The sequence below is a fragment of the Bradyrhizobium sp. USDA 10063 genome (assembly GCF_054063735.1).
Genome location: NZ_JBSSGP010000002.1, coordinates 9,000,869 through 9,023,877, shown reverse-complemented (window position 1 = coordinate 9,023,877; position 23,009 = coordinate 9,000,869). Strand labels below are relative to the sequence as shown.

Here is a 23,009-nt window from a genome sequence, read left to right as displayed (position 1 = left end):
CGAAGGGCGAGGCCGCCGGCGGGGGCCTCATGGTTCGAGACGCGCTGCGCGCTCCTCACCATGAGGGGCAACAGGGTGGGAACGCTGCGCTTTGCTCACCCTACGGTTCGTCGCAATGACGGGAGGCCGGAGGCTCAGGCGTTCGGCGAAGGTTCGCCGGGCACGGTCAATAGCTGCGACTGACGGACGCGCTCGCGGTGGGCGGTGTAAAGGCCGGAGGCGACGATGAAGGCGGCGCCGATCACGGTCCAGATGCTCGGCACCTCGCCGAAGACGAAGAAGCCGAGCAGACTGACCCACAGCAACTGCGTGTAGGAGAACGGCGCCAGCACCGAGGCATCGGCGTAGCGGAAGGCCAGCACCACGATCCACTGGCCCGCGGTCGACGCCACGCCGACCAGGATGCCGAACATGATGTCGTGCCAAGTCGGCGTGACCCAGGCGAACGGCACCATGACGCTCATAATGGCGAGGCCCGTGATCGCGGAATAGGTCATGGTGGTGATCGCGGCATCGCGGCCGCTGATCATGCGCGTCATGATCAAGGTCGAGGCCCAGCAAAAGGCCGACAGCAGCGGGAAGAAGGCTGCGACGTGGAACGCGCTGGTGCCGGGACGCAGGATGATGAGGACGCCGATGAGGCCGAGCGCGGTCGCGATCCAGCGCCGCAAGCCGACCTTCTCGCCCAGGAAAACGATCGACAGCGCCGTGACGAACAGTGGTGACACGAAGCCGGTGGCGGAAGCTTCCGCGATCGGGAGGAAGCGCAGGCCGGAGATGAAGAACAGCGACGAACCGAGCAGCGCTGCGCCACGGAGAAACTGCAGGCCGACCCGGCCAGTCCGCAGCGCAAAGAGCGGCGAGCCCGGCAGCATCGCCGGCGACATGATCAGCGCGAACACGAAGAAGCGGATCCAGGCGATCTCGATCGAGGGCAGCGTGGCCGACAGATATTTCGAGGTGACGTCGGAGGTGCCGAGGAAAACCGTCGACAGCAGGATCAGGGCGATGCCCTTGAACGGCCGGTCGGCGCGCGCGGGCGCCTTGCGGGAGGAAGATTTCTTTGCAGGCAATGGCAATATAGCGCTGTCCAGCCTGGCGGCTGCGGCGGGGGGCGGAGTCACGGCAATCTCGAAGGCAATATCCAGCGAATCTGGCGAGCTGCCAAAAAACTCCAATTGGAGCGCAACCACAAGGGCTGAAAACAGGACTCCGATATGCGCGAATGTACGCGCGCAGCACGCCCCAGCGGTTGCAACACTTTGTTAAGAATCGTGACGCGTTGGTTAGAGCATCGGCAGCGAGCGCGGTTTCGGGCCGCGCGGAAAAGCCTTGTCCAAAGCTTCGATCTCGCTGGCGCTGAGCACGAGGTCGCCGGCCACCGCGTTCGCGGCGGCGTGCTCCGCGCTCGATGCCTTGGGGATCGCGAACACAGAGGCCGCGCGGGTGAGGAAGGCCAGCGCGATCTGGCGCGGCGTGGCGTTGTGCGCTTCGGCGATCTTCTGCAGCACCTCGCCGCCCTTGCTCCGTGGCGAGGGAAAATCATTGTGGCCGAATGGCGAGTAGGCGACGACGGCAACGCCATGCTTTTCGCACCAGGGGATCACGGCGTGCTCGATCGCGCGCTCCTGCAAGTGATAGAGCACCTGGTTGCAGGCGATCCTGCCCTCGTCAGAAACTTCCAGGATCTCGGCAAGATCATCGGCGTCGAAATTGCTGACGCCCCAGGACCGTATTTTCCCGGAAGCGGCCAGCTCCTCAAACGCCGCGACGGTGTCCTCCAGCGGGTAGGATCCGCGCCAGTGCAGGAGATAGCAGTCGAGCCGATCGGTCTTCAGCCGCTTCAGCGAGCGCTCGCAGGCGGCGATGGTGCCGCGGCGCGAGGCATTGCTGGGCAGCACCTTCGAGACCAGGAACAATTCATCGCGCCGGCCTTCGATGGCGTCCGCGATCACGAGTTCGGCGTCGCCATACATCTCCGCGGTGTCGATGTGGGTCATGCCGAGCTCGATGCCACGGCGCAGCGCCGCGACCGCCGCCTTACGGTCGCCGCGGTCGAGATACCAGGTGCCCTGCCCGATCACGGAGACGTCGGGGCCATGATGGCTGAATTTTTTGCTGCGCATGATCGCCTCGTTCGTCAGGGGAGCCGCGGGGTGCGGACCTTAGACGAAACCGATGACGATGTCGCGGCGGAAGCGGAGACCTTCGGCCGCGCTCACCAACCTCTCATGCCCTCAGACGTTGAGGTTCATCCAGACGGCCTTGGGCTCGGTGAAATTGTCGATCGCGGCGGTGCCGTGCTCGCGGCCGAGACCTGAATCGCGCTCGCCGCCCCAGGGCAGCCGCACGTCCGTATAGCCATAGGTGTTGATCCACACCGTGCCGGCCCGCGCGCGCTTCGCGAAGCGCTGCACGCGGCCGATGTCGCTGCTCCAGACGCCGGCGGCGAGGCTGTAGGCCGTGCCGTTGGCGATCCTCAGCGCATCGGCTTCATCCTTGAACTTGATCACGCTGACGACGGGGCCAAAGATCTCCTCCTGCGAGATCCGCATCTCGTGCTTCACGTTGGCGAACACGGCGGGGCTGATGAAATAGCCGCGATCGCCGACATGCTCGCCGCCGGTCACCAGCAGCGCACCCTCGTTCTTGCCGATCTCGACGTAATCGAGGATGGTCCGCATCTGCTTCTCGGAGATGACAGGTCCGAGCGCAGTGGCACGGTCCTGGGGATCGCCGATGCGCAATGCGCTCGCGCGTGCGGCCAGCCGCTCGACCACCTCGTCATAGACGCTCTCCTGCACCAGCACGCGCGAACCGGCCGAGCAGACCTGTCCGGCGTTGAAGAAGATGCCGGCGGCCGCGGCCTTCGCTGCGGCATCGAGGTTCGCGTCCTCGAAGATGACGTTGGCCGACTTGCCGCCGAGCTCCAGCGACACGCGTTTGAAATTGCCGGCGGCGCCGCGCATGATGCCGCGTCCCACACCGGGCGAGCCCGTGAACGTGACCTTGTCGACATCAGGATGATTGACCAGCGCCTCGCCGGCAATGCGGCCGGGCCCCGGCACGATGTTGAGCACGCCGCGCGGAAGACCGGCTTCGAGCGCGAGCTCGCCGATGCGGAGCGCCGACAGCGGGGTCAGCTCGGCCGGCTTCATCACGACGGTGCAGCCGCACGCCAGCGCCGGCGCGAGCTTCCACATGCCGATCATCAGCGGAAAATTCCAGGGCACGATCGCAGCGACCACGCCGACCGGCTCGCGGACGGTGTAGGTCAGCGCATCATCGCGGGTGGTCACCACGTCGCCGCCGATCTTGTCGGCCCATCCGGCGTAATAGATGAGCGTATCGATCGCCGCCGGAAAATCCTGCCGCAGCACAGCCGCGATCGGCTTGCCGGCATCGAGGCTTTCGAGCTCGACGATCTCGTCGGCATGCTGCTTCAACAGCTCGGCCCATTTCAGCAGGATGTGGCCACGCTCGGCGGCGCGCATGGTGCGCCATGGTCCCTCAAACGCGCGGCGCGCGGCGGCAACCGCGCGGTCGACATCCGCCGCTCCGCCTTCGGCGATCGTCGCGATCACGTCTTCGGTCGCCGGGTTGAGGGACTTGAATGTACGGCCCGAGATGGCCGGGACGCGGGCGCCGTCGATCAGCAGCAACTCCTCCCGGACGGCAGAACGGCTGGGCGCCTCCCGCGTATAGTCATATGCAATCGACATCATATTTCCTCCTGGTTGGTATACCAAACCTAGGAGCAGATCGTCCGCAGTAAATATGATATGTTCTGCCTATGGATGCCAAGAATATGAACTTCATTTCATAAGATACACCGATGCTGCAGATCGAGATCGAAACCATCTGGCGATTTCACCGCGAAGGCAGCCCGCAGACCGCGGTGGTGATGCTCGGCATCCTCAACCAGATCCGCAAAACCGGGAAAATCTCCAGCGCGGCCACTGACGCGCATCTCTCCTACCGCCATGTCTGGAACCTGATCGACCAATGGTCGGAGTTCTTCGGCGTGCCGCTGGTGGAGACCCAGCGCGGCAAGGGCTCGAAGTTGACGCCGTTCGGCGAGAAGCTGGTCTGGGCCGGCGAGCGGATGCAGGCGCGGCTCGGCCCGCAACTGGAAAACCTCGCGCAGGAGCTGGTCACAGAGATCAAGCCGTTCCTGCATCAGCGTCCCTCGGTGATCCGCGTCCATGCCAGCCACGGCTTTGCGGTGTCAAAGCTGCGTGAATTCCTCGATCGCGAGACCGGCATGGGCGTCGACCTTCGCTATGTCAGCAACCAGAACTCGCTGGTCTCGCTGGCGCAGGGCGCCTGCGATCTCTCCGGCGTGCATCTGCCGCGCGGCGAATTGCGCCCTCAAGGCATCAAGGCCTGCCGCGAGTGGCTCGATCCGCGCGAGCACCGCGTGATCAGTTTTGTCACGCGCGAAATGGGACTGATGGTCAAGCGCGGCAATCCGCTCAAGATCAGCTCACTGAAGGATCTGGTCGATCGCAAGGCGCGCTTCGTCAACCGCGATCACGATTCAGGCACAAGGCAGCTCTTCGATCAGCTCCTGGCGCTGCACCGGATTCCGGAAAGCAGGATCAACGGCGCGCAGCAGATCGAATTCACGCATGCCGCCGTTGCCGCCTATGTCGCCAGCGGCATGGCGGATGCGAGCTTCGGCGTGGAGGCGGCGGCGCGTCAATTCGGGCTCGACTTCATCCGGCTGCTCACGGAGGACTATTTCTTTGTCTGCAAGCGCGCATTCCTCGAAACCGAACCGATGCGGCGCGTGCTCGAGATCATGAAGGGCGGCGCTTTCCACAAGGCCATCGACGCCCTGCCCGGCTACGTTGCCTCCGAAACCGGCAAGGTCAGCGGCGTGAAGGATTTCCTGGAACGGATGCACAGCGATCGCTGACGCACAACCCAGTTGCCTATCCCGGTTCGCCGTTGCCTGAGAGGATTTGAGCTGCCCCGCCGATGCCGCGGCGGAACGCTTCATCGAACGTGACGCCGCGGAGCTGCCATCGGTAGGTCCGGCCGTTCCAGTCCATCCGCCACTCCGTCGCCCACCCGAGATCCGAATCCTCCCACTTTAGCCGTCCAACCAAGACGACCTCGCCACCCCGTTCGGCCGCCACAGACGCCAATGTCGAGGATGGTGTCGTCAACAGCTCTGCGGCATTGATGTTCGCTTTCGCCAACGCCGCGACGTCAGGCAGCACGATCATCATGCCCCGCTTTGAGGCCGCGGCGAGGAGTGAGTCACGTTGCAGGTCGGACTGCTTTGCATCCGATGTGGCGATATATCGTCTTGAGCCTTGCTCCATCTGGACAAAAGCGCCAAGGATCGGGCGGCGCGAAAGCCAGGGCTCGACGCCGAGCGAGTCAAGAACGTCGTTGATCTTCTTGTCATCGAAATCAACGATCAAATCGTACGGCCGATCGCGGGTGCCCTGCTCATCGCGCTTCGGTCTGCCAGCCATCTGGTCGTGGTAGCTATAGGCGCTGACGAAATCAGCCGAGCGCGATTTGTATGCGTCTAGTCGAGGATCGCTCTCGAGCTTGAGAGCTCCGGAAACCTTGACGAGAACGTCTTCGAGACAAGTGGCGAAGCCGACGAAGCGATTGGCTTCGCCTTGTCCAGTGACGATGGTCTGTGCGCGATAGAGAGTCTCGGCCGCGGCTGCAAATGTGCTGGACCAGTTCGCCAAAGCAACAATCAGCGATGCCTTGATGATGACAGCGACCACATCTGGACATCGCCTGGTCAGATGCCGAGCAAGCACGCTCATCCTCCTGATGGTCCGGGGTCAACGAGGATCAGGCGTTGTTCGCTTGGCCCCGCGATCAAAAGTACTGCTTAAACCTTCTAACAATGTCGAGAGGTCGGAGGCTCGAAAGCGCGATGGGTGCATTGCGCAGTGCAATATCGCGCGCATCGGGCGTTTCCTGCCGGCCGCTCCGGGTTCCACGACCTTGGAACGCTGGTCGGCGTCAGTGTCGCGCTTTTGGCAGACGCGAAGCCGGATGACCGAATCCTCGCGCAGCGCCGGTTGGTTTCGCCGATGAATATTCTTCATTTCAAAATCGCAGGGATTTCACTTCCATCGATGTTTGGTCCGAAGCTAGAGACCCCTACGTCATAACAGCCCCGCCAACAGGAAATGCCCGCGGCACCGTGGAGCGAAATCACTGTGCGTTGGATCGAAGAGGAAACGAAGATGAGATCATCCAACCCAACTCGGCTGGTCATTCGGCGCAGGGAATTTCTTGCGGGCACTGCGATGTTGCTGTTCGGTGCGACGCGCGTGCGCGCTGCTACCATCGCCGGGCAACTGCCCTGGATGCCGAACGCAGGAGAACCGCCTTCGCGAGCAAAGCTCGGGCCGTGGGAGTTTTTCACTGGAGACGAGGGGCGGGCCATGGAAGCGCTGGCTGACTGCATCATTCCGCCTGATGCGGAGACACCGGGCGGCAAGGATGCCGGCTGCGCCGTATTCGTCGACCGCCAGTTGGCGGGGCCTTACGGCAGGCAGGAGGGTCTCTACGTCCGTCCTCCCTTCCAGGTCGGCACCAGGAGTCAGGGACCTCAATCGGACAAGGGACCGGCGCAAGCCTATCGCGACGCTCTCGCCGCGCTTGATCGCGCCTGCAAGGCGACATACGGCGGAAAGCCGTTTGCAGACCTGCCCGGCGACGACAAGGACGAGGTCCTCAAGGGACTGGAGTTGGGCGGGTTCAAGCTGGAAGGCGTCGATGGCAAGTCGTTCTTCGAGCAAGCCGTCAAGGATGTACAGATGGGATTCTTCGCGGACCCGATTTACGGCGGCAATCGCGACATGATCGCATGGAAGATGATCGGCTATCCCGGCGCGCGTTACAATTACCTGGATTGGGTCAGCCGGCATAACGAGCGCTTTCCATTGCCGCCCGTCGGCATCACCGGCAGCGCTCAATGGACGAGGTGAGAGATGGCGCGCAGACTCCCGAAAAAGGACGTTGTGATCATTGGTTTCGGCTGGACTGGCGCCGTCATGGCCAACGAGCTTACCGACGAGGGGCTCGACGTCATCGCGATAGAACGCGGCCCGTGGCGGGATGCACCGACCGACTTTCCACCGACCTACATGCAGGATGAATTGCGCTATCGCATTCGTCATGAGCTTTTCTTAAGACCCGACCAGCTCACGTTCACATTCCGGAACACGATGAGCCAGACGGCTCTGCCGATACGAAGTTGGGGAGCTTTCATGCCGCCCAACGGCGTTGGCGGTGGCGGCACACATTGGAACGCCGAGATGTGGCGATTCCTGCCGTCTGATTTCGTCTTGAAGACACACCTCACGGAGCGCTATGGCGCGTCTTTTCTGCCCGCCGATATGACCATCCAGGACTGGGGCATCACCTACGACGAACTCGAGCCGCATTACGATCGCTTCGAGTATCTTTGTGGAACGTCGGGCCAGGCGGGAAACCTGAAAGGTAATATCCTGGAAGGCGGCAATCCGTTCGAAGGGCCGCGCTCGCGGCCCTATCCAACGCCGCCGCAAGCCCAGCCCTTCAGCCACACGCTGTTCGGGAAAGCGGCGCGCGAGTTGGGCTATAAGCCGTTCCCGCAGCCATCCGGAAACCTCTCTCAAGCCTACACGAATCCCCTCGGATTGCGCCTCGGGCCATGCACCTATTGCGGGTTCTGCGAGTGGTTCGGCTGCAGCAACTATTCCAAGGCCAGTCCGCAAACGACATTGATCCCTTACCTGATCCGCAAACCGAACTTCACGGCGCGCGACAATTCCGAGGTGATCAGGATCAACCTCGACCGATCCGGAACGCACGCGACGGGCGTGACGTTCGTCGACTCCAGTGGAGAGGAATGGGAGCAGCAAGCCGATCTCGTCATCCTGTCGGCGTTTGCACTGTTCAATGTTCAACTGCTTCTGCATTCCAGAATTGGAAAGCCATACGACCCGGTTGCCAATACCGGCGTGGTCGGACGCAACTACACGCATCAGACGATCTCGACGGTGAACGGCTTCTTCGACAACAAGAAGTTCAACTTCAACCCGTTCATCGGATCGGGTTCGATCGGAATGTGTATCGACGAGTTCAACGGCGACAATTTCGACCACGGACCCCATGGCTTCGTCGGCGGCGGTTATATGGGGCAGGTGCAGACCGGCGCCCGGCCGATCGAAAGCACGCTGGTGCCGCCTGGTACGCCCAAGTGGGGCGCGGACTGGAAGAAGGCGGTCAAGGACAACTACCTCAGCACGGTGAAGCCCGGCACCGGCGTGCACGGCAGCTTCTATTCATATCGAGACGTCTATCTCGACCTCGATCCCACCTATACCGACCGTTTCGGGCGACCGCTGATGCGGATCACGATGGATCTCAAGGAGAACGAGATCAAGCAGAACAAATTCCTGACCGACAAGTTCGCCGACATCATCAGGGCGATGGGCGCCGAGAAGCTTGCCGTGCAGTATCGCAAGGGGCCCTACGACATCACCACTTACCAGACGACGCACCTCAACGGCGGCGCTGTCATGGGCGCCGATCCGAACACCAGCGTCATCAATAGATATCTGCAGAGCTGGGACGTGCCGAACCTGTTCGTGCTCGGCGCAAGCGCCTTTCCGCAGAACGCCGGCTACAATCCCACATTGACGGTCGGAGCACTGGCCTACTGGGCGGCGGCCGCCATCCGCGGCAAGTATCTCAAGAATCCGGGGAGGCTGGTCGATGCCTAACTCCCGCAAGCCTGTCTTTCTGGCTGCCATTCTGCTTTCCCTGCTCACCGGTTCGCCGGCGTTCGCTGGCGAACCGGACCTGCAGGAATTCGCGCAAATCGAACGCGGCCGCTACCTCGCGACGGCTTCCGACTGTATCAGTTGCCACACGATTCCCGGCGGCAAAGCTTTCGCGGGCGGCCGAGCGATCGAAACACCGTTCGGCAATATCGTTTCAGCCAACCTCACGCCGGATCTCGAGACGGGCATTGGTGCATGGAGTGACGAGGCTTTCGACAGCGCTGTCAGAAAGGGTATCGGGCGGCACGGAGGATTCCTCTATCCGGCGATGCCATACACCGCCTATGCCAAGCTATCGCGAGACGACGTGCTGGCGATACGTGCCTATCTCGGCAGCATCGAGCCGGTCCGAAACAAGGTCTCGCCCACGAGCCTGCCCTTCCCCTTCAACATCCGCTCCGCCATGCGTCTGTGGAATGCTCTTTATTTCGATCGGTCCGAATTCAAACGCGATCCGTCCAAATCTGCCGAGTGGAATCGAGGCGCGTATCTCGTCGAGGGTCCTGCCCATTGCGCGGCTTGCCACACCCCCAAGACCTTTCTGGGTGGTGACAAGACCGATCAATACCTGCAGGGATCATATCTTCAGGGTTGGTTTGCGCCCAATATCACGAATGATAAACGCACTGGTTTGGGGAACTGGACTGTCGAAGATATCGCCACCTATCTGAAGACAGGCCACAACCGGATCACGGCCGCAACCGGGCCGATGGCGGAAGCCGTGTCATTGTCGACGTCGCATATGACGGACGAGGACACCAAGGCGATCGCGACGTATCTCAAGTCCCTGCCAGGGAAAACGGAAAGTGTAGCGCCGTTGCCAAAGAACTCCGCGACGATGATCTCGGGCAGCGCGATCTATCGCGACCAGTGCTCCGCGTGCCACGCGCTCGATGGCCGCGGCGTTGCAAATCTTTTTCCTGCGATCGCCGATGCCTCCGGCGCCAGATCGAACGATCCAACGACGGCGATACGAATAGTATTGCGCGGCGCCCGAAGCGTGGCGACCGCTCGCGAACCGACATCGCCCGGTATGCCGTCCTATGGTTGGCAACTCGACGACACCGAGGTCGCGGACGTCCTCAATTACATCAGGAACTCCTGGGGCGGGGCTGCGCCGCCGATTGAGGCAAAGGACGTCAGCCGCGTTCGGACCGAGACCGCAGCGCGCGGAGACTGAGGTCAGGATAAGAATGCCGATGCCGCGCGGCAGGAGTGCACGCGCCAGCACGGCCTCTATGGCGTGATGCGATTTGGTTGAATCGGCGGCGAGTTCACTTCACCTCTCCCGCTTGCGGGAGAGGTCGGCGCGCAGCGCCGGGTGAGGGCTCTCTCCCCACGGATGGTCCCATCGCGGAGGCACCCCCACCCCGGCCCTCCCCCGCAAGCGCAGGGCTATCGCATATGGCTGTTTGGTGGCCGTGAACGAGGCGGGCCTCATGGTTCGAGACGCGCCGCAAGCGGCGCTCCTCACCATGAGGGTCTAAGATTCCGCCGCGAAATCAGACCTCATCCTGAGGAGCCGCGCAGCGGCGTCTCGAAGGATGGGCCGCGAAGGGACCGCCCACCAAGTTCTATTTTCATATGCGATAGCCCTGCCCGCAAGCGGGAGAGGGAGTGCAGCATCCATCGCGGATACGATTCGACCCGATCCAATCATGCTCTAATGGCTGATCATCCAGGGACGCGCCGTTGGAAAACCCTTGGCGCCGGTCTTGCTCTTGGTCATCAGGCGTGCCGGCTTCTTGCCGGAGCAGCAGCCGCAGCCGGGGCCGTGTGAGGCCTTGTACTGGTCGAGTGTTTTCGGCGCGTGCGCGCTGCGCTCGTTGACGGCGTGGGCCTTGCGCTTGTCGGAAGGCATGCAGAAGAAGCTCGGCGCCGTCAGGATGACGCGTGGCGATTCCGCTTCGCATTGCGGGCAGCCTTGCGGCAGGTCGCATTCGGACATCGGCCGCATGTCCTTGAACGGACCGCATTCGTTGCAGAGATATTCGTAGACAGGCATTTTTCCTCCTCGCGCATGATCCGATCAGGCTAAATCTTCACCTCTCCCGCTTGCGGGAGAGGCCGGGAGAGGGCTCTCTCCACTCGGGGAATCCCGATGTGGAGGCCCCCCACCCCAGCCCTCCCCCGCAAGCGGGAGAGGGAGCGCAGCTTCACCGGGGCTACCTTTCGATCTGATCGGCGATTGCTCTAGCGCGATCAGGCTTGAAAAACTCGGGGCGGGTGCGGGACGGCCAATACGCGCCGTCCCGCACCCGTCGCGCAGGGAGCTACTTGTCCGGCGAGATCGGCATCTGGATGTCGCCCTTGATGTGCTTGATCGGACCGGCCGACGAGGGCATCACGTCGAAGTCAAAAATCTCCGTCGGCAGCCATAGCGTGGCGCAGGCGTTGGGCACGTCGACGACGCCGGAGATGTGGCCCTGGCACGGCGCGGTGCCCAGGATCGAATAGGCCTGCGCGCCGGAATAGCCGAACTTCTTCAAATATTCGATCGCGTTCAGGCAGGCCTGGCGATAGGCGATATGGACGTCGAGGTAATACTGCTTGCCGGCCTCGTCGACCGAGATGCCTTCGAAGATCAGGAAGTCCTTGTAGTTCGGCGTGATCGGCGACGGCTTGAAGATCGGATTCTTGATGCCGTATTTTGCCACCCCGTCCTTGATGACGTCGACCTTGATGTGCAGCCAGCCGGCCATCTCGATCGCGCCGCAGAAGGTGATCTCGCCATCGCCCTGGCTGAAGTGCAGATCGCCCATCGACAGGCCGCCGCCGGGCACATAGACCGGGAAGTAGATCTTCGAGCCGCGCGAGAGATCCTTGATGTCGCAGTTGCCGCCGTGCTCGCGCGGCGGCACGGTGCGAGCGCCTTCGGCGCCGATCTTGGCTTTCACATCGCCCTTGGCGCGGCCGCCATGCGCGGTCGGCGCGAACGGCGGGTTGGCAAGCCCGGGGACGCGGGTCGGATTGGTCGCGATCAACTCGGCCTCGCGCGCGTTCCAGGTCGCGAGCATCTTCGGGTCGGGCAGGCAGCCGATCAGGCCGGGATGGATCAGACCGGCAAAGTTCACGCCCGGCACGTGGCGTGACGAGGTGTAGAGACCCTTGATGTCCCAGATCGACTTCTGCGCCAGCGGGAAATGATCGGTGAGGAAGCCGCCGCCGTTCTGCTTGGAGAAGAAGCCATTGAAGCCCCACAGGCTCTCCTTGAGCGGACCGACATCGAGCAGATCGACGACCAGGAGGTCGCCGGGCTCGGCGCCCTTGACGCCGATCGGGCCGGACAGAAAATGCACGATCGACAGGTCGATGTCGCGCACGTCGTCGGCGGAATCATTGTTCTTGATGAAGCCGCCGGTCCAGTCGTAGGTCTCGATGATGAAGTCGTCGCCGGGATTGACCCACGCCACGATCGGGATGTCCGGGTGCCAGCGGTTATGCACCATGTCGTTGTCATAAGCCGATTTGGTGAGATCGACCTTGATGAGTGTCTCTGGCATCAAAAGCTCCCCTTTTTACTAGCCTTGGTTAGACGGACAGATATTTCGAGATCTGCGCGGCATCGACGCTGTCGCGTGGATCGTCGCGCACGATCTCGCCGTTCTCGATGACGAGCACGCGGTCGGCGATATCGAGCGCGAAGCTCAGCACCTGCTCGGAGACGACGATCGATAATCCCCGCTCGTCGCGGATGCGCTTCAAGGTGCGCGCCATCTCCTTGATGATCGAGGGCTGGATGCCTTCGGTCGGCTCGTCCAAGAGCAGCACTTTCGGTTTGGTCGCGAGCGCGCGGGCGATCGCGAGCTGCTGCTGCTGGCCGCCGGACAGATTGCCGCCGCGGCGGCTCTTCATCTCCAGCAGCACCGGGAACAGCTCGTATATGTCACCGGGCACCTCGGATTCGCCGTGCACGACCAGGCCGGTCTCGATGTTCTCTCTCACCGTCATGGTGGAGAAGATCATGCGGCCCTGCGGCACATAGGCCAGGCCCTTGGCCACGCGCTCATAGCTTTCGAGCTTGTTGAGTGAGGTGCCGTCCATGGTCACCGAGCCGCTTTTGGTGGGCAGGATGCCCATCAGCGACTTCATCAGCGTGGTCTTGCCCATGCCGTTGCGGCCCATGATGGCCACGATCTCGTTGGCCGCGACGGAGACGTTGAGGCCGTGCAGCACCTCGCTCTGGCCATAGGCGACGTGAAGATCGGAGATTGCGAGCATGATCGTCTCCTAGAGCGCGGTGCGTTTCTTTACCTCTCCCACAGGGAGAGGTCGGCGCGCAGCGCCGGGTGAGGGGATCCGGTCCCACGAGAGAGCGTCCCCCCTCACCCGGATCGCATCTGGCGATGCGATCCGACCTCTCCCCGCTTGGGAGAGGTGTACGGTGCGCGTGGCGGCGGCTGTGCTAAACGTCATTATACTCAGTGGCCCAGATAGACTTCGATGACCTTCGGGTCGTTCTTGACGTGCTCCATCGTCCCCTCGGACAGGATCTGGCCTTGATGCAGCACGGTGACCTTGTGGGCGATGTCCTCGACGAATTTCATGTCGTGTTCGATCACCAGCACCGAGCGGCCCTTGATGATGCGGTTGAGCAGTTCGGCGGTCTTGGCGCGCTCGGAGACGCTCATGCCGGCGACGGGCTCATCGAGCATCAGGAGGTCCGGATCCTGGATCAGCAGCATGCCGATCTCGAGCCATTGCTTCTGGCCGTGGCTCAATTGATCCGCATAGGTATCGAGGCGATCCTTCAGGAAGATCATCTCGGCGACTTCCTCGACGCGCTCTTTCACCGTGGCGTCGCGCTGGAAGGTGAGCGAGCCGAACACGGTGCGGCCGCGCGGGAAGGAGATTTCGAGGTTCTCGAACACGGTTAAGTCCTCGAACACCGACGGCGTCTGGAATTTGCGGCCGACGCCGGCCTGCACGATCTCGTTCTCGCGCAATTTCGTCAGCTCCTGGCCGCGGAACTGGATCGAGCCTGAGGTGGCTTTGGTCTTGCCGCAGATCAGGTCGAGCACGGTGGTCTTGCCGGCGCCGTTGGGGCCGATGATGACACGGATCTCGTTGTCCTCGACATAGAAGGAGAGATCGTTGACTGCCTTGAAGCCGTCGAAGGAAACGGTGAGGCCGGAGACCGCGAGCAGGAAATCCTTGGGCTGATGACCGATGAGCATGACCTCTCCCCTACTCCGCAGGTGCGCCGTCGGCGACGGAGTAGCCGTTGCCGGGTTTGGATTTCCGCGCAGCCAGCAAGCGGTCGATGTGCGGCTGCACATGATCCTGCCAGATGCCGGAGAGCCCGTTCGGGAATGCCAGTACGACCGCGATGAAGAGCGCGCCTAAGCCGAACAGCCAGAGCTGCGGGAAGGATTCGGACAGGCTGGTCTTGGCGAAATTGACCAGCAGCGAACCCCAGACCGCGCCAAAGATCGACATCCGGCCGCCGACCGCGGTGTAGATCACCATCTCGATCGACGGCACGATGCCGACGAAAGATGGCGACATGAAGCCGACCTCGAGTGTGAACATGGCGCCGCCGATCGCCGCGAAGATCGCTGCAGCGCAGAAGGCGAAGATCTTGAAATTGGCAACGCTGTAGCCGGAGAAGCGGACGCGGTCCTCCTGCTCGCGCATCGCCACCAGGATGCGGCCGAGCTTGGTCAGCCGGATGAACTGCGCCGCGACGATGCAGGCGAACAGCAGCACGACCTCGACGAAATAGAGGATGAACTTGGCGTGGTCGGTGCGGATGTCCCAGCCGTGCAGCGTGCGCAGATCGGTGATCCCGTTGATGCCGCCGGTGTAGCCCTGCTGGCCGACGATCAGGATGGTCATGATCGCGGCGATCGCCTGGGTGATGATGGCGAAGTAGACGCCGCCGACGCGCCGCTTGAACATCGCCGCGCCGATGATGAAAGCGAAGATGCCCGGCACCAGGATGATGGCGATCAGCGTGATCGGAAAGCTGTGGAACGGCTTCCAGAAGAAGGGAAGCTGCGTGAGCTGGTTCCAGTCCATGAAATCGGGAATGCCCGGCGTCGACTGGATCTTGGTATTCTCGACGCTGGAGGCCTCCAGCTTCAGGTACATCGCCATGCAATAGCCGCCGAGGCCGAAGAACACGCCCTGCCCGAGGCTCAGGATGCCGCCATAGCCCCAGCACAGCACCAGCCCGATCCCGACGAAGGCATAGGTGAGATATTTTGCGACCAGGTTGAGACGGAAGATATCGAGCGACAGCGGCAGGATGACGAAGAGGAGTAGCGCGAGCGCGAGGAAGCCGATCAGCTCGGAGCGATTGAAAAAGCGCGAGTTGATGATCATGACCTTTGCCTGCTTGTTCTTATTTGCGGACCTTGAGTGCAAACAGTCCCTGCGGCCGCATCATCAGGATCGCGACGATTGCAAGCAGCGTCAGCACCTTCGCCATCGAGCCTGACAGGAAGAACTCCATCGTCGACTGCGCCTGCGAGATGGTGAAGGCGGACGCGATGGTGCCGACCAGCGAAGCGGCGCCGCCGAACACAACGACCAGGAAGGTATCGACGATGTAGAGTTGGCCGGCGGTCGGACCGGTGGAGCCGATCATGGTGAAGGCAGAACCTGCGATGCCGGCGATGCCGCAGCCGAGGCCGAAGGTGTAGCGGTCGACCTTCTCGGTGTTGATGCCGACTGCGCCCGCCATCACACGGTTCTGCACGACGGCGCGGACCTGCCGGCCCCAGCGCGACCAGAACAGCACATAGGCGACCACAATGGTGATGAGCACGGTGAGCCCCATCACGAACATGCCGTTGATCGGGATCTGGATCGCGTCCGTCGCCTGCCAGGAGCCCATCATCCATTCCGGCAGTTCGACGCCGACCTCGCGCGCGCCGAATACCGAGCGATAGGCCTGCTGCAGGATCAGGCTCAGCCCCCAGGTCGCGAGCAGCGTATCCAGCGGGCGCTTGTAGAGATGGCGTATCAGCGCCCATTCGACCAGCATGCCGAGCGCGCCAGAGGCGATGAACGCCAGCGACATCGCGATGAAGAAATAGCCGGGAAACAGCGAGGGCAGATATTGCTGGAAGGCGCTCGATGTCATCCAGGTGACGTAGGCGCCCAGGATCATGAACTCGCCATGGGCCATGTTGATGACGCCCATCTGGCCGAAGATGATGGCGAGCCCCAGCGCCATCAGCACATAGACCGAGAACAGGATCAGCCCGGCAAAGCCTTGCATGGCGAAGATGGCGCCGAGATCGCTAAGCGAATAGTCACCGAACATGATCCGTCCTCTGCAGTCTGCGCCTGCGCGTGGCGCGTGCGTCTTGGATGGCGCGGGCCACGGCCCACGCCGATGTCATGAGAGTTGAGAAGCGGCCTCAGCCGAGGCGTGTCCTCACTGGTAGCCCTTCGGGAACGGATCGGGCTCGACGAGATCGGCGGTCTCGTAGATCAATTCATACTGACCGTCCGCCTTGGCGCGGCCGACGCGCGTCTTCGACCAGAGGTGATGGTTCTCGTGGATGCGGACATAGCCTTCCGGCGCGCCCTTGAACTCGACGCCTGGAGATGCCGCCGCGACCTTGTCGATGTCGAAGGAGCCGGCCTTCTCCACGGTCAGCTTCCACAGCCACGGGCCGAGATAGGCGGCCTGCGTGACGTCGCCGATCACGGTCTTCTCGCCCCACATCTTCTTGAAGGCTGTGACGAAGGCCTTGTTGTTGGGATTGTCGAGCGACTGGAAATATTTCATGCAGGCATAGGCGCCCGCGATGTTCTCACCGCCGATGCCGTCGATCTCGTCTTCGGTGACCGAGATCGTCAGCAGCGTCTGCTTGGAGAGGTCGATGCCGGCCGCCTTGAGCTGCTTATAGAAGGCAACGTTGGAGCCGCCGACGATGATGGCGTAGATCACGTCGGGTTTTGTCAGCTTGATCTTGTTGATGACCGAGTTGAACTGGGTGTGGCCGAGCGGGAAGTATTCCTCGCCGACGACCTTGGCGCTCTGCAGATGGCCCTCGATGTGCTTGCGCGCGATCTTGTTGGAGGTGCGCGGCCAGATGTAGTCGGAGCCGAGCAGGTAGAAGGTCTTTGCACCCTTGGTCTTGTTGACCCAGTCGAGGCCGGCGATGATCTGCTGCGTCGCCTCCTGGCCGGTATAGATCACGTTCTTGGACTGCTCGAGGCCTTCGTAGAAGGTCGGATAGTAGAGCATGCCGTTATACTGCTCGAACACCGGCAGCACCGCCTTGCGCGAGGCGGAAGTCCAGCAGCCCATCACGGCAGCGCATTTGTCGTTGACAAGGAGCTTCTTGGCCTTCTCGGCGAAGGTCGGCCAGTCGCTGGCGCCGTCCTCCTGGATGAACTTGATCTTGCGGCCGAGCACGCCGCCGGCGGCATTGATCTGCTCGATTGCCAGTTTTTCCGCTTCGACCGATCCGGTCTCCGAGATCGCCATGGTGCCGGTGACGGAGTGCAGGATGCCGACGGTCACTTCGCTGTCGGTGACGGCGAGCCCGGTGGTGTTGACCGCGGAGGTTGTCGGCGCCTCCGCGAACGCGGCGCGTGGAAGCATCGAGATGGCCGGCAGCGCCGCCATTCCCATCAGTAGCTTGCGCCGAAGCGGCGACCGCAGGCCCGGTTTCTGTTCGTCTGACATGAGCACCCCACTGGTTCGAGAACGCCTATTGGTCAGGCGAGGATTGCCCAGTTTTGTGCAGCGCACTGATACGCAAGATTGCGTATACTGCACCGCAAAATAGCGACGTAGGTTCTGGTACGGGATTTGCGAGCGGACCGAGCGGGACTACCGGGCGAGATCGCCGTCGGCTCAGGAGGTGGGGAATTGGCAGGGCGGCAGCGCATAGACCGCGTCAGGCGCCAGTATAATCAGTGGGTTGCCAACCAGACGCTGGAAGATTACGCGCTGCGCTTCACAGCCAAGAGCGCGCGCCGCTGGTCTGCCGCCCGAGTCGCCAACACCGCGCTCGGTGCGATCTCGTTCCTGGCATTGGAAGCGATCGGCGGCACCATCACGCTGAACTATGGCGCGATGAACGCGACCGCCGCCATCCTCGTGGTCAGCGCCATCATCTTCTGCTGCGGGCTGCCGATCGCCTATAACGCCGCCAAGTTCGGGATCGACATCGACCTGCTCACCCGCGGCGCCGGCTTCGGCTATATCGGCTCCACCATCACCTCGCTGATCTACGCCTCCTTCACCTTCATCTTCTTTGCGATCGAGGCGGTGATCCTGGCGACCGCGCTCGAAATGTGCTTCGGCATCCCACGGCCGATCGGCTATCTCATCTCAGCCGTCGTGATCATCCCGCTGGTGGTCTACGGCATCACCCTGATCAGCCGCTTCCAATTGTGGACGCAGCCGCTGTGGATCGTGCTGCACATCCTGCCCTTTGCCGCGATCGCCTATGCCCATCCGCGGTCCTTCATCGAGTGGCGCAACTTCGCCGGCGAGCATGGCGACCCGTCCGGCCAGATCGATCTTCTGCTGTTCGGCACCGCCGCGTCGGTCGTGTTCTCGCTGGTGGCGCAGATCGGCGAGCAGGTCGACTTCCTCCGCTTCCTGCCGCGCGACCGGCGCACCTCGCGGCGGGCGTGGTGGATCGCGCTGCTCAGCGCAGGGCCGGGCTGGATCGTGCTGGGCGCGCTGAAGCTGCTGGCGGGATCGTTCCTCGCCTTCTTCGCACTGAGCCACGGCGTCTCCACCGAGCACGCCGCCGAGCCTGCGAACATGTATCTGGAAGCCTATCGTTATGTGCTGTCGCAGCCGGATCTGGCGCTGGCGCTGACGGGAACGTTCGTGATCCTGTCGCAGGTGAAGATCAACGTCACCAACGCCTATGCCGGCTCGATCGCGTGGTCGAACTTCTTCTCCCGCCTCACCCACAGCCATCCCGGCCGCGTGGTCTGGCTGGTCTTCAACGTGATCGTCGCGCTGCTGTTGATGGAGATCGGCGTCTACAAGGCGCTGGAACAGACGCTCGCGCTCTATTCCAACGTCGCGATCGCCTGGGTCGGTGCGCTGGTCGCCGATCTCGTCATCAACAAGCCGCTCGGCTTGCGCCCGCAGCACATCGAGTTCAAGCGCGCGCATCTCTGCGACATCAATCCGGTCGGCGTCGGGGCAATGCTGATCGCGACCATCGTCTCGATCAGCGCCTTCTACGGCGTGTTCGGTCCGACAGCGAAAGCACTCTCCGCCTTCGTCGCGCTCGCGGTGGCCTTTGTTGCGGCTCCCCTGATCGCCTGGGGAACGGGCGGCAAATACTACATTGCGCGCAAGCCGAAGCGGAGCTGGCAGAACCTCGAGCAGATCCAGTGTTGCATCTGCGAGCATTGCTTTGAACCTGAAGACATGGCCGCCTGCCCTGCCTATGCCGGCCCGATCTGCTCCCTGTGCTGCTCGCTCGACGCGCGCTGCCATGACCTGTGCAAGCCGCATGCGCGGATCCAGGCGCAGGTGTCGGAGACGCTGGGCAAATTGCTGCCGCAGCCGATCTATGCCCGCATCAATTCGCAGCTCGGGCATTATCTCGGCGTGTTCGCGGTCTCCGCGGGCCTGGTCGGGCTGGTGCTCGGCCTGATCTATCTGCAGACCTCGGCGACCGTGCAAGCCGGCGACCTGTTGTCGGACGTGCTGTGGAAAGTCTTCTTCGCGCTGACCATCATCATCGGCGTGGTCGCTTGGCTGTTCGTGCTGGCGCAGCAGAGCCGGCGCGCGGCGGAGGAAGAGACCAGGCGGCAGACCGCGCTGCTGATCCAGGAGATCGACGCCCACAAGCGCACCGACGCCGAACTGCAGCGCGCCAAGGAAGTCGCCGAATCCGCCAATCTCGCCAAGAGCCGCTATGTCGTCGGCCTGAGCCACGAATTGCGCTCGCCGCTGAACGCGATCTCCGGCTATGCGCAACTGCTGGAGCAGGACAACAGCCTGAACACGCGCCCGCGCGAACAGGTGCGCGTGGTCCGCCGCAGCGCCGACCATCTCTCCGGACTGATCGACGGCATCCTCGATATTTCCAAGATCGAGGCCGGCCGGCTGTATCTCTCGCGCGACGAGGTCCGCCTCAACGACTTCCTAGACCAGCTCGTCGGCATGTTCCGCCTGCAGGCGGCCGCGAAAGGCATCGACTTCGTGTTCAAGCGGCCGGCCGTGCTGCCGGTCGTGGTCTATGCCGACGAGAAGCGGCTGCGGCAGATCCTGATCAACCTGCTGTCGAACGCGATCAAGTTCACGCAAGCCGGCCACGTGCAATTCGTGGTGCACTATCGCAGCCCGGTCGCCGAATTCGAGGTGATCGACACCGGCCCCGGCATCCAGCCTGACGATCTCGAGCGCATCTTCGCGCCGTTTGAGCGCGGCGCGCTCGGCGTATCCCAGCCGCAGACCGGCACCGGCCTTGGCCTGACCATCAGCCGGCTGCTGGCGGGCGTGATGGGCGGCGACATCAAGGTGATCAGCACCGTCGGCAACGGCAGCACGTTCCGCGTCAAGATATTGCTGTCCGAGGTCACCAACCCGCGGCGGAGCGCGCCGAGCGATGCGCCGGTCTATGGCTATCATGGACCGCGCAAGACGATCCTGATCACCGACGACGATCCGACGCATCGCGACCTGCTGCGCGAAGTGCTCGCGCCGCTCGGCTTCATCCTGCTCAGCGCGCCCGATGGTCCCGGCTGTCTGGCGCTCGCGCAGCACTGCCGGCCTGACCTGTTCCTGCTCGACATCTCCATGCCGGGCATGGACGGCTGGACCGTGGCGGAGGCGCTGCGCTCGACCGGCCATCACCAGGCGCGCATCCTGATGATCTCGGCGAGCGCGCTGGAGGCGCATGGTGCCCCGCTCGCGCAACCGTTCCATGACGGCTACCTGATGAAGCCGATCGATATTCCGCGCCTGTTAGAGACCATCCGCCTGCTGCTCAAGCTCGAATGGCAGCACGATGCCGACGAGGTGCCCGCGCCGCAGTGGCGGCCGGAGAGCGGCTCGCGGCCGCCGGTAAAATATATCGAGGAACTGATCGGCCTCGGGCAACTGGGCTACATCAGGGCGATCCAGCTCAAGCTCGATGAGATCGGAACTGAATTTCCCGAGCATGCGGATTTCGTCTCACAGATGCGCTCGCTGGTCGATCGCTTCGACCTCGACCAGTACATGGCGACCCTGAAGACGCTGTACAGTTATGACCATTGAAAGCAAAAAGCGCGATGTCGCGCTCGTCGTCGACGACTCGCCGGAGACGCTGCGGCTCCTGACCGACGCGCTCGACGGCGCCGGCATGACGGTGATGGTGGCGCTCGACGGCGCGTCCGCGATGCGGATCGTCGACCAGATCACGCCTGACATCGTGCTGCTCGACGCCGTCATGCCCGGCATCGACGGCTTCGAGACCTGCCGCCGGCTGAAGCGCGATGCCGGGCTCGACAATGTGCCGATCATCTTCATGACGGGTCTCGCCGAGACCGAGCACATCGTGCGCGGATTGGAGGCCGGCGGCGTGGACTATGTGACGAAGCCGATCGTGGTGGAGGAAATGCTGGCGCGCATCCGCGTCCATCTTGCCAATGCGCGGCTGACGCAGAGCGCGCGCGCCGCACTCGACGTCTCCGGCCGCTACCTGCTCGCGGTCAACGACCACGGCAAGATCCTGTGGGCGACGCCACAGGCGCAAAAGCTGCTCTCGGACACGCTGGCGGCAGACGGCGATGACGACGTCGTGCTGCCTGAGCCGATCCCGCAATGGCTGGCGCAGGCGCAGAACGGCAAGACAGCCGCGAAGACCACGACCATGGCGTCGTTTCCCGGCAACGAGCAATTGCGGCTGCAATATATGGGCAAGCTTGGCACCAACGAATTCCTGCTGCGGCTCGCCAAAGACACCAGCGCCGACATGCCCGCGGAGTTCTCCAGCGAGCTCGGCCTCACCACGCGCGAGGGCGAGGTGCTGTCATGGCTCTCCAAGGGCAAGACCAACCGCGACATCGCGCAGATCCTTGGCCTCAGCCCACGCACGGTCGACAAGCACCTGGAGCAGATCTATTCCAAGCTCGGGGTGGAGAACCGCACCGCCGCGGCGGCGATCGCGGTGAATGCGAAGAACAGGAAGTCGTGAGGCGCTCTTGTCGCTGTCCCGGCCTCATGGTTCGAGACGCGCTGCGCGCTCCTCACCATGAGGGTCTAACAGCATTGTCCTTTGTCAGACCTCATCCTGAGGAGCCGCACAGCGGCGTCTCGAAGGATGCAGCCCGGGTGTATCAACGATCGAGTACACTGATATCAGCCACGAGAACGCTGCCCGTCGCGGACTCCGTGATGTAGAGCCGGTCGCGGTTCTCGCCGCCGATTGCGACGTTGGTGACGGCATTCCCGGCGCAGGACTTGATGCGGGCGATCAGTTCGCCTGACGGCGCGAACACGAAGACGTGGCCGAGCGAGACATGGGCGACGAACAGACGGCCGGCCTTGTCCATCGTGATCCCGTCCGGACCGCCGGGGCCGAACATCGAGCAGAAGCGGCCGACCTTCGACACGCTGCCGTCCCTCATGAACGGCGCGCGCCACACCGCGTTGTCGCGCGTCATCGCGACGAACAGCACCGCCTCGTGCGGATCGAGCACCAGCCCGTTGGGGCTGACGCCGGTATGGATCAGGCAGTCGAGCTGGCCGCTCGCGCGCAGGCGATAGACCCGTCCGCTCGGATCGTGCAGGCCGGTCTGGCCCTGGTCGGTGAAATAGATGTCGCCGCTCGTGGCGATGTGCAGATCGTTACAGCCGCGGAACGACTCCGAATTGCGCGAGGTCAGCACCTGATACATCCGCCCTGCTCGCGTATCAAACTCCATGATGCCGTGCCGGTAATCGGCGACGAAGATCCGCCCCCTGGAATCGATCTTCAACCCGTTCGGCCATCCCTGATATTCGACGGCAAGCGACCATTTCTTGTCTGGCGAAATCTTGAAGATGCGGCCGAAGGGAATGTCGACGATGTAGAGATTGCCGTCGGCATCGAAGGACGGGCCTTCGATGAAGCAATCGGTTGGTTGACCCGGGCGATTGGCATCGGCCCATTCGGTCGACTGCCCACGCCGGAATTCGTCCGGCATGGCGGAGAAGATCGTGGTCTCGATCAGTTTTGGCGGCGTTTCCAGGTACATCATTTTCTTGGTTCACCCGTTGACGGA

At 62.9% G+C, this 23,009-nt stretch carries 18 protein-coding genes; 6 read left to right on the top strand and 12 right to left on the bottom strand.

The genetic code is table 11. The annotated features are described in order from the left end of the window. Positions 1-134: 134 nt before the first annotated feature. From ACVJGD_RS44015 to ACVJGD_RS44005, 3 genes are all read right to left on the bottom strand, one after another. Positions 135-1,079, bottom strand: coding sequence for a DMT family transporter (locus ACVJGD_RS44015; RefSeq protein ID WP_456640579.1), 945 nt, complete (start codon positions 1,077-1,079; stop codon positions 135-137). A gap of 207 nt (positions 1,080-1,286) precedes the next feature. Then, positions 1,287-2,126, bottom strand: a complete 840-nt coding sequence (locus tag ACVJGD_RS44010) for an aldo/keto reductase (RefSeq protein ID WP_456639923.1) — start codon at positions 2,124-2,126, stop codon at positions 1,287-1,289. 111 nt (positions 2,127-2,237) lie between these two features. Continuing rightward, complete coding sequence (locus tag ACVJGD_RS44005; RefSeq protein ID WP_456640578.1) at positions 2,238-3,722, bottom strand: aldehyde dehydrogenase family protein; 1,485 nt, start codon at positions 3,720-3,722, stop codon at positions 2,238-2,240. A 113-nt stretch (positions 3,723-3,835) separates the two neighbouring features. Between ACVJGD_RS44005 and ACVJGD_RS44000 the strand changes: the two genes are divergently transcribed. After that, the gene (locus tag ACVJGD_RS44000) at positions 3,836-4,921 is read left to right on the top strand and encodes a substrate-binding domain-containing protein (RefSeq protein ID WP_456639922.1); all 1,086 of its coding nucleotides are present in this window, start codon (positions 3,836-3,838) and stop codon (positions 4,919-4,921) included. Between the two features lie 16 nt (positions 4,922-4,937). Here the strand turns inward: ACVJGD_RS44000 and ACVJGD_RS43995 are convergent, their stop codons facing one another. Beyond that, positions 4,938-5,792 (bottom strand): DUF2066 domain-containing protein, encoded by an 855-nt coding sequence (locus ACVJGD_RS43995; RefSeq protein WP_456639921.1) that lies wholly within the window; start codon positions 5,790-5,792, stop codon positions 4,938-4,940. Positions 5,793-6,227: 435 nt separating this feature from the next. Between ACVJGD_RS43995 and ACVJGD_RS43990 the strand changes: the two genes are divergently transcribed. Genes ACVJGD_RS43990 through ACVJGD_RS43980 form a run of 3 tightly spaced genes read left to right on the top strand, consistent with a single transcriptional unit; the run spans position 6,228 to position 9,996 of the window. Next, positions 6,228-6,974 (top strand): gluconate 2-dehydrogenase subunit 3 family protein, encoded by a 747-nt coding sequence (locus ACVJGD_RS43990; protein ID WP_456639920.1) that lies wholly within the window; start codon positions 6,228-6,230, stop codon positions 6,972-6,974. A gap of 3 nt (positions 6,975-6,977) precedes the next feature. Further along, complete coding sequence (locus tag ACVJGD_RS43985; protein ID WP_456639919.1) at positions 6,978-8,756, top strand: GMC family oxidoreductase; 1,779 nt, start codon at positions 6,978-6,980, stop codon at positions 8,754-8,756. Further along, positions 8,749-9,996, top strand: coding sequence for a c-type cytochrome (locus ACVJGD_RS43980; protein WP_456639918.1), 1,248 nt, complete (start codon positions 8,749-8,751; stop codon positions 9,994-9,996). Before ACVJGD_RS43985 ends, ACVJGD_RS43980 begins: the two co-directional genes overlap by 8 nt. Positions 9,997-10,479: 483 nt before the next feature. On the opposite strand, the gene ACVJGD_RS43975 is transcribed toward ACVJGD_RS43980, so the two are convergent. The 7 genes from ACVJGD_RS43975 to urtA form a co-directional block, all read right to left on the bottom strand. Then, on the bottom strand, positions 10,480-10,821 hold the full coding sequence (locus ACVJGD_RS43975) for an FmdB family zinc ribbon protein (protein WP_208820804.1): 342 nt from the start codon (positions 10,819-10,821) through the stop codon (positions 10,480-10,482). A gap of 268 nt (positions 10,822-11,089) precedes the next feature. Next, entirely contained in the window at positions 11,090-12,319 is a 1,230-nt protein-coding gene (gene fmdA / locus ACVJGD_RS43970; protein ID WP_456639917.1) for a formamidase, read from the bottom strand. A 28-nt stretch (positions 12,320-12,347) separates the two neighbouring features. Next, positions 12,348-13,037: an urea ABC transporter ATP-binding subunit UrtE gene (gene urtE, locus ACVJGD_RS43965; protein ID WP_456639916.1), complete on the bottom strand. Its 690-nt coding sequence runs from the start codon at positions 13,035-13,037 to the stop codon at positions 12,348-12,350. Between the two features lie 200 nt (positions 13,038-13,237). Beyond that, a complete protein-coding gene (gene urtD, locus ACVJGD_RS43960; RefSeq protein ID WP_454630536.1) occupies positions 13,238-13,993 on the bottom strand; it encodes an urea ABC transporter ATP-binding protein UrtD in 756 nt (251 codons plus the stop codon). Between the two features lie 10 nt (positions 13,994-14,003). After that, positions 14,004-15,143, bottom strand: a complete 1,140-nt coding sequence (urtC, locus tag ACVJGD_RS43955; RefSeq protein ID WP_456639915.1) for an urea ABC transporter permease subunit UrtC — start codon at positions 15,141-15,143, stop codon at positions 14,004-14,006. A 19-nt stretch (positions 15,144-15,162) separates the two neighbouring features. Further along, positions 15,163-16,089 (bottom strand): urea ABC transporter permease subunit UrtB, encoded by a 927-nt coding sequence (urtB, locus tag ACVJGD_RS43950; protein WP_456639914.1) that lies wholly within the window; start codon positions 16,087-16,089, stop codon positions 15,163-15,165. 114 nt (positions 16,090-16,203) lie between these two features. After that, positions 16,204-17,466, bottom strand: coding sequence for an urea ABC transporter substrate-binding protein (gene urtA, locus ACVJGD_RS43945; RefSeq protein ID WP_456639913.1), 1,263 nt, complete (start codon positions 17,464-17,466; stop codon positions 16,204-16,206). 186 nt (positions 17,467-17,652) lie between these two features. Here urtA and ACVJGD_RS43940 point away from each other — a divergent pair, with 186 nt between their 5' ends. Then, positions 17,653-21,021 carry a hybrid sensor histidine kinase/response regulator gene (locus tag ACVJGD_RS43940; protein ID WP_456639912.1) on the top strand — a complete coding sequence of 1,123 codons (3,369 nt, stop codon included), beginning with the start codon at positions 17,653-17,655 and terminating at the stop codon, positions 21,019-21,021. Next, positions 21,011-21,940, top strand: a complete 930-nt coding sequence (locus ACVJGD_RS43935) for a response regulator (RefSeq protein ID WP_456639911.1) — start codon at positions 21,011-21,013, stop codon at positions 21,938-21,940. The genes ACVJGD_RS43940 and ACVJGD_RS43935 overlap by 11 nt, the downstream gene beginning before the upstream one ends. Before the next feature lie 142 nt (positions 21,941-22,082). Here ACVJGD_RS43935 and ACVJGD_RS43930 read toward each other — a convergent pair whose 3' ends face one another. Next, positions 22,083-22,985, bottom strand: coding sequence for an SMP-30/gluconolactonase/LRE family protein (locus ACVJGD_RS43930; protein ID WP_456639910.1), 903 nt, complete (start codon positions 22,983-22,985; stop codon positions 22,083-22,085). Positions 22,986-23,009 lie beyond the last annotated feature (24 nt).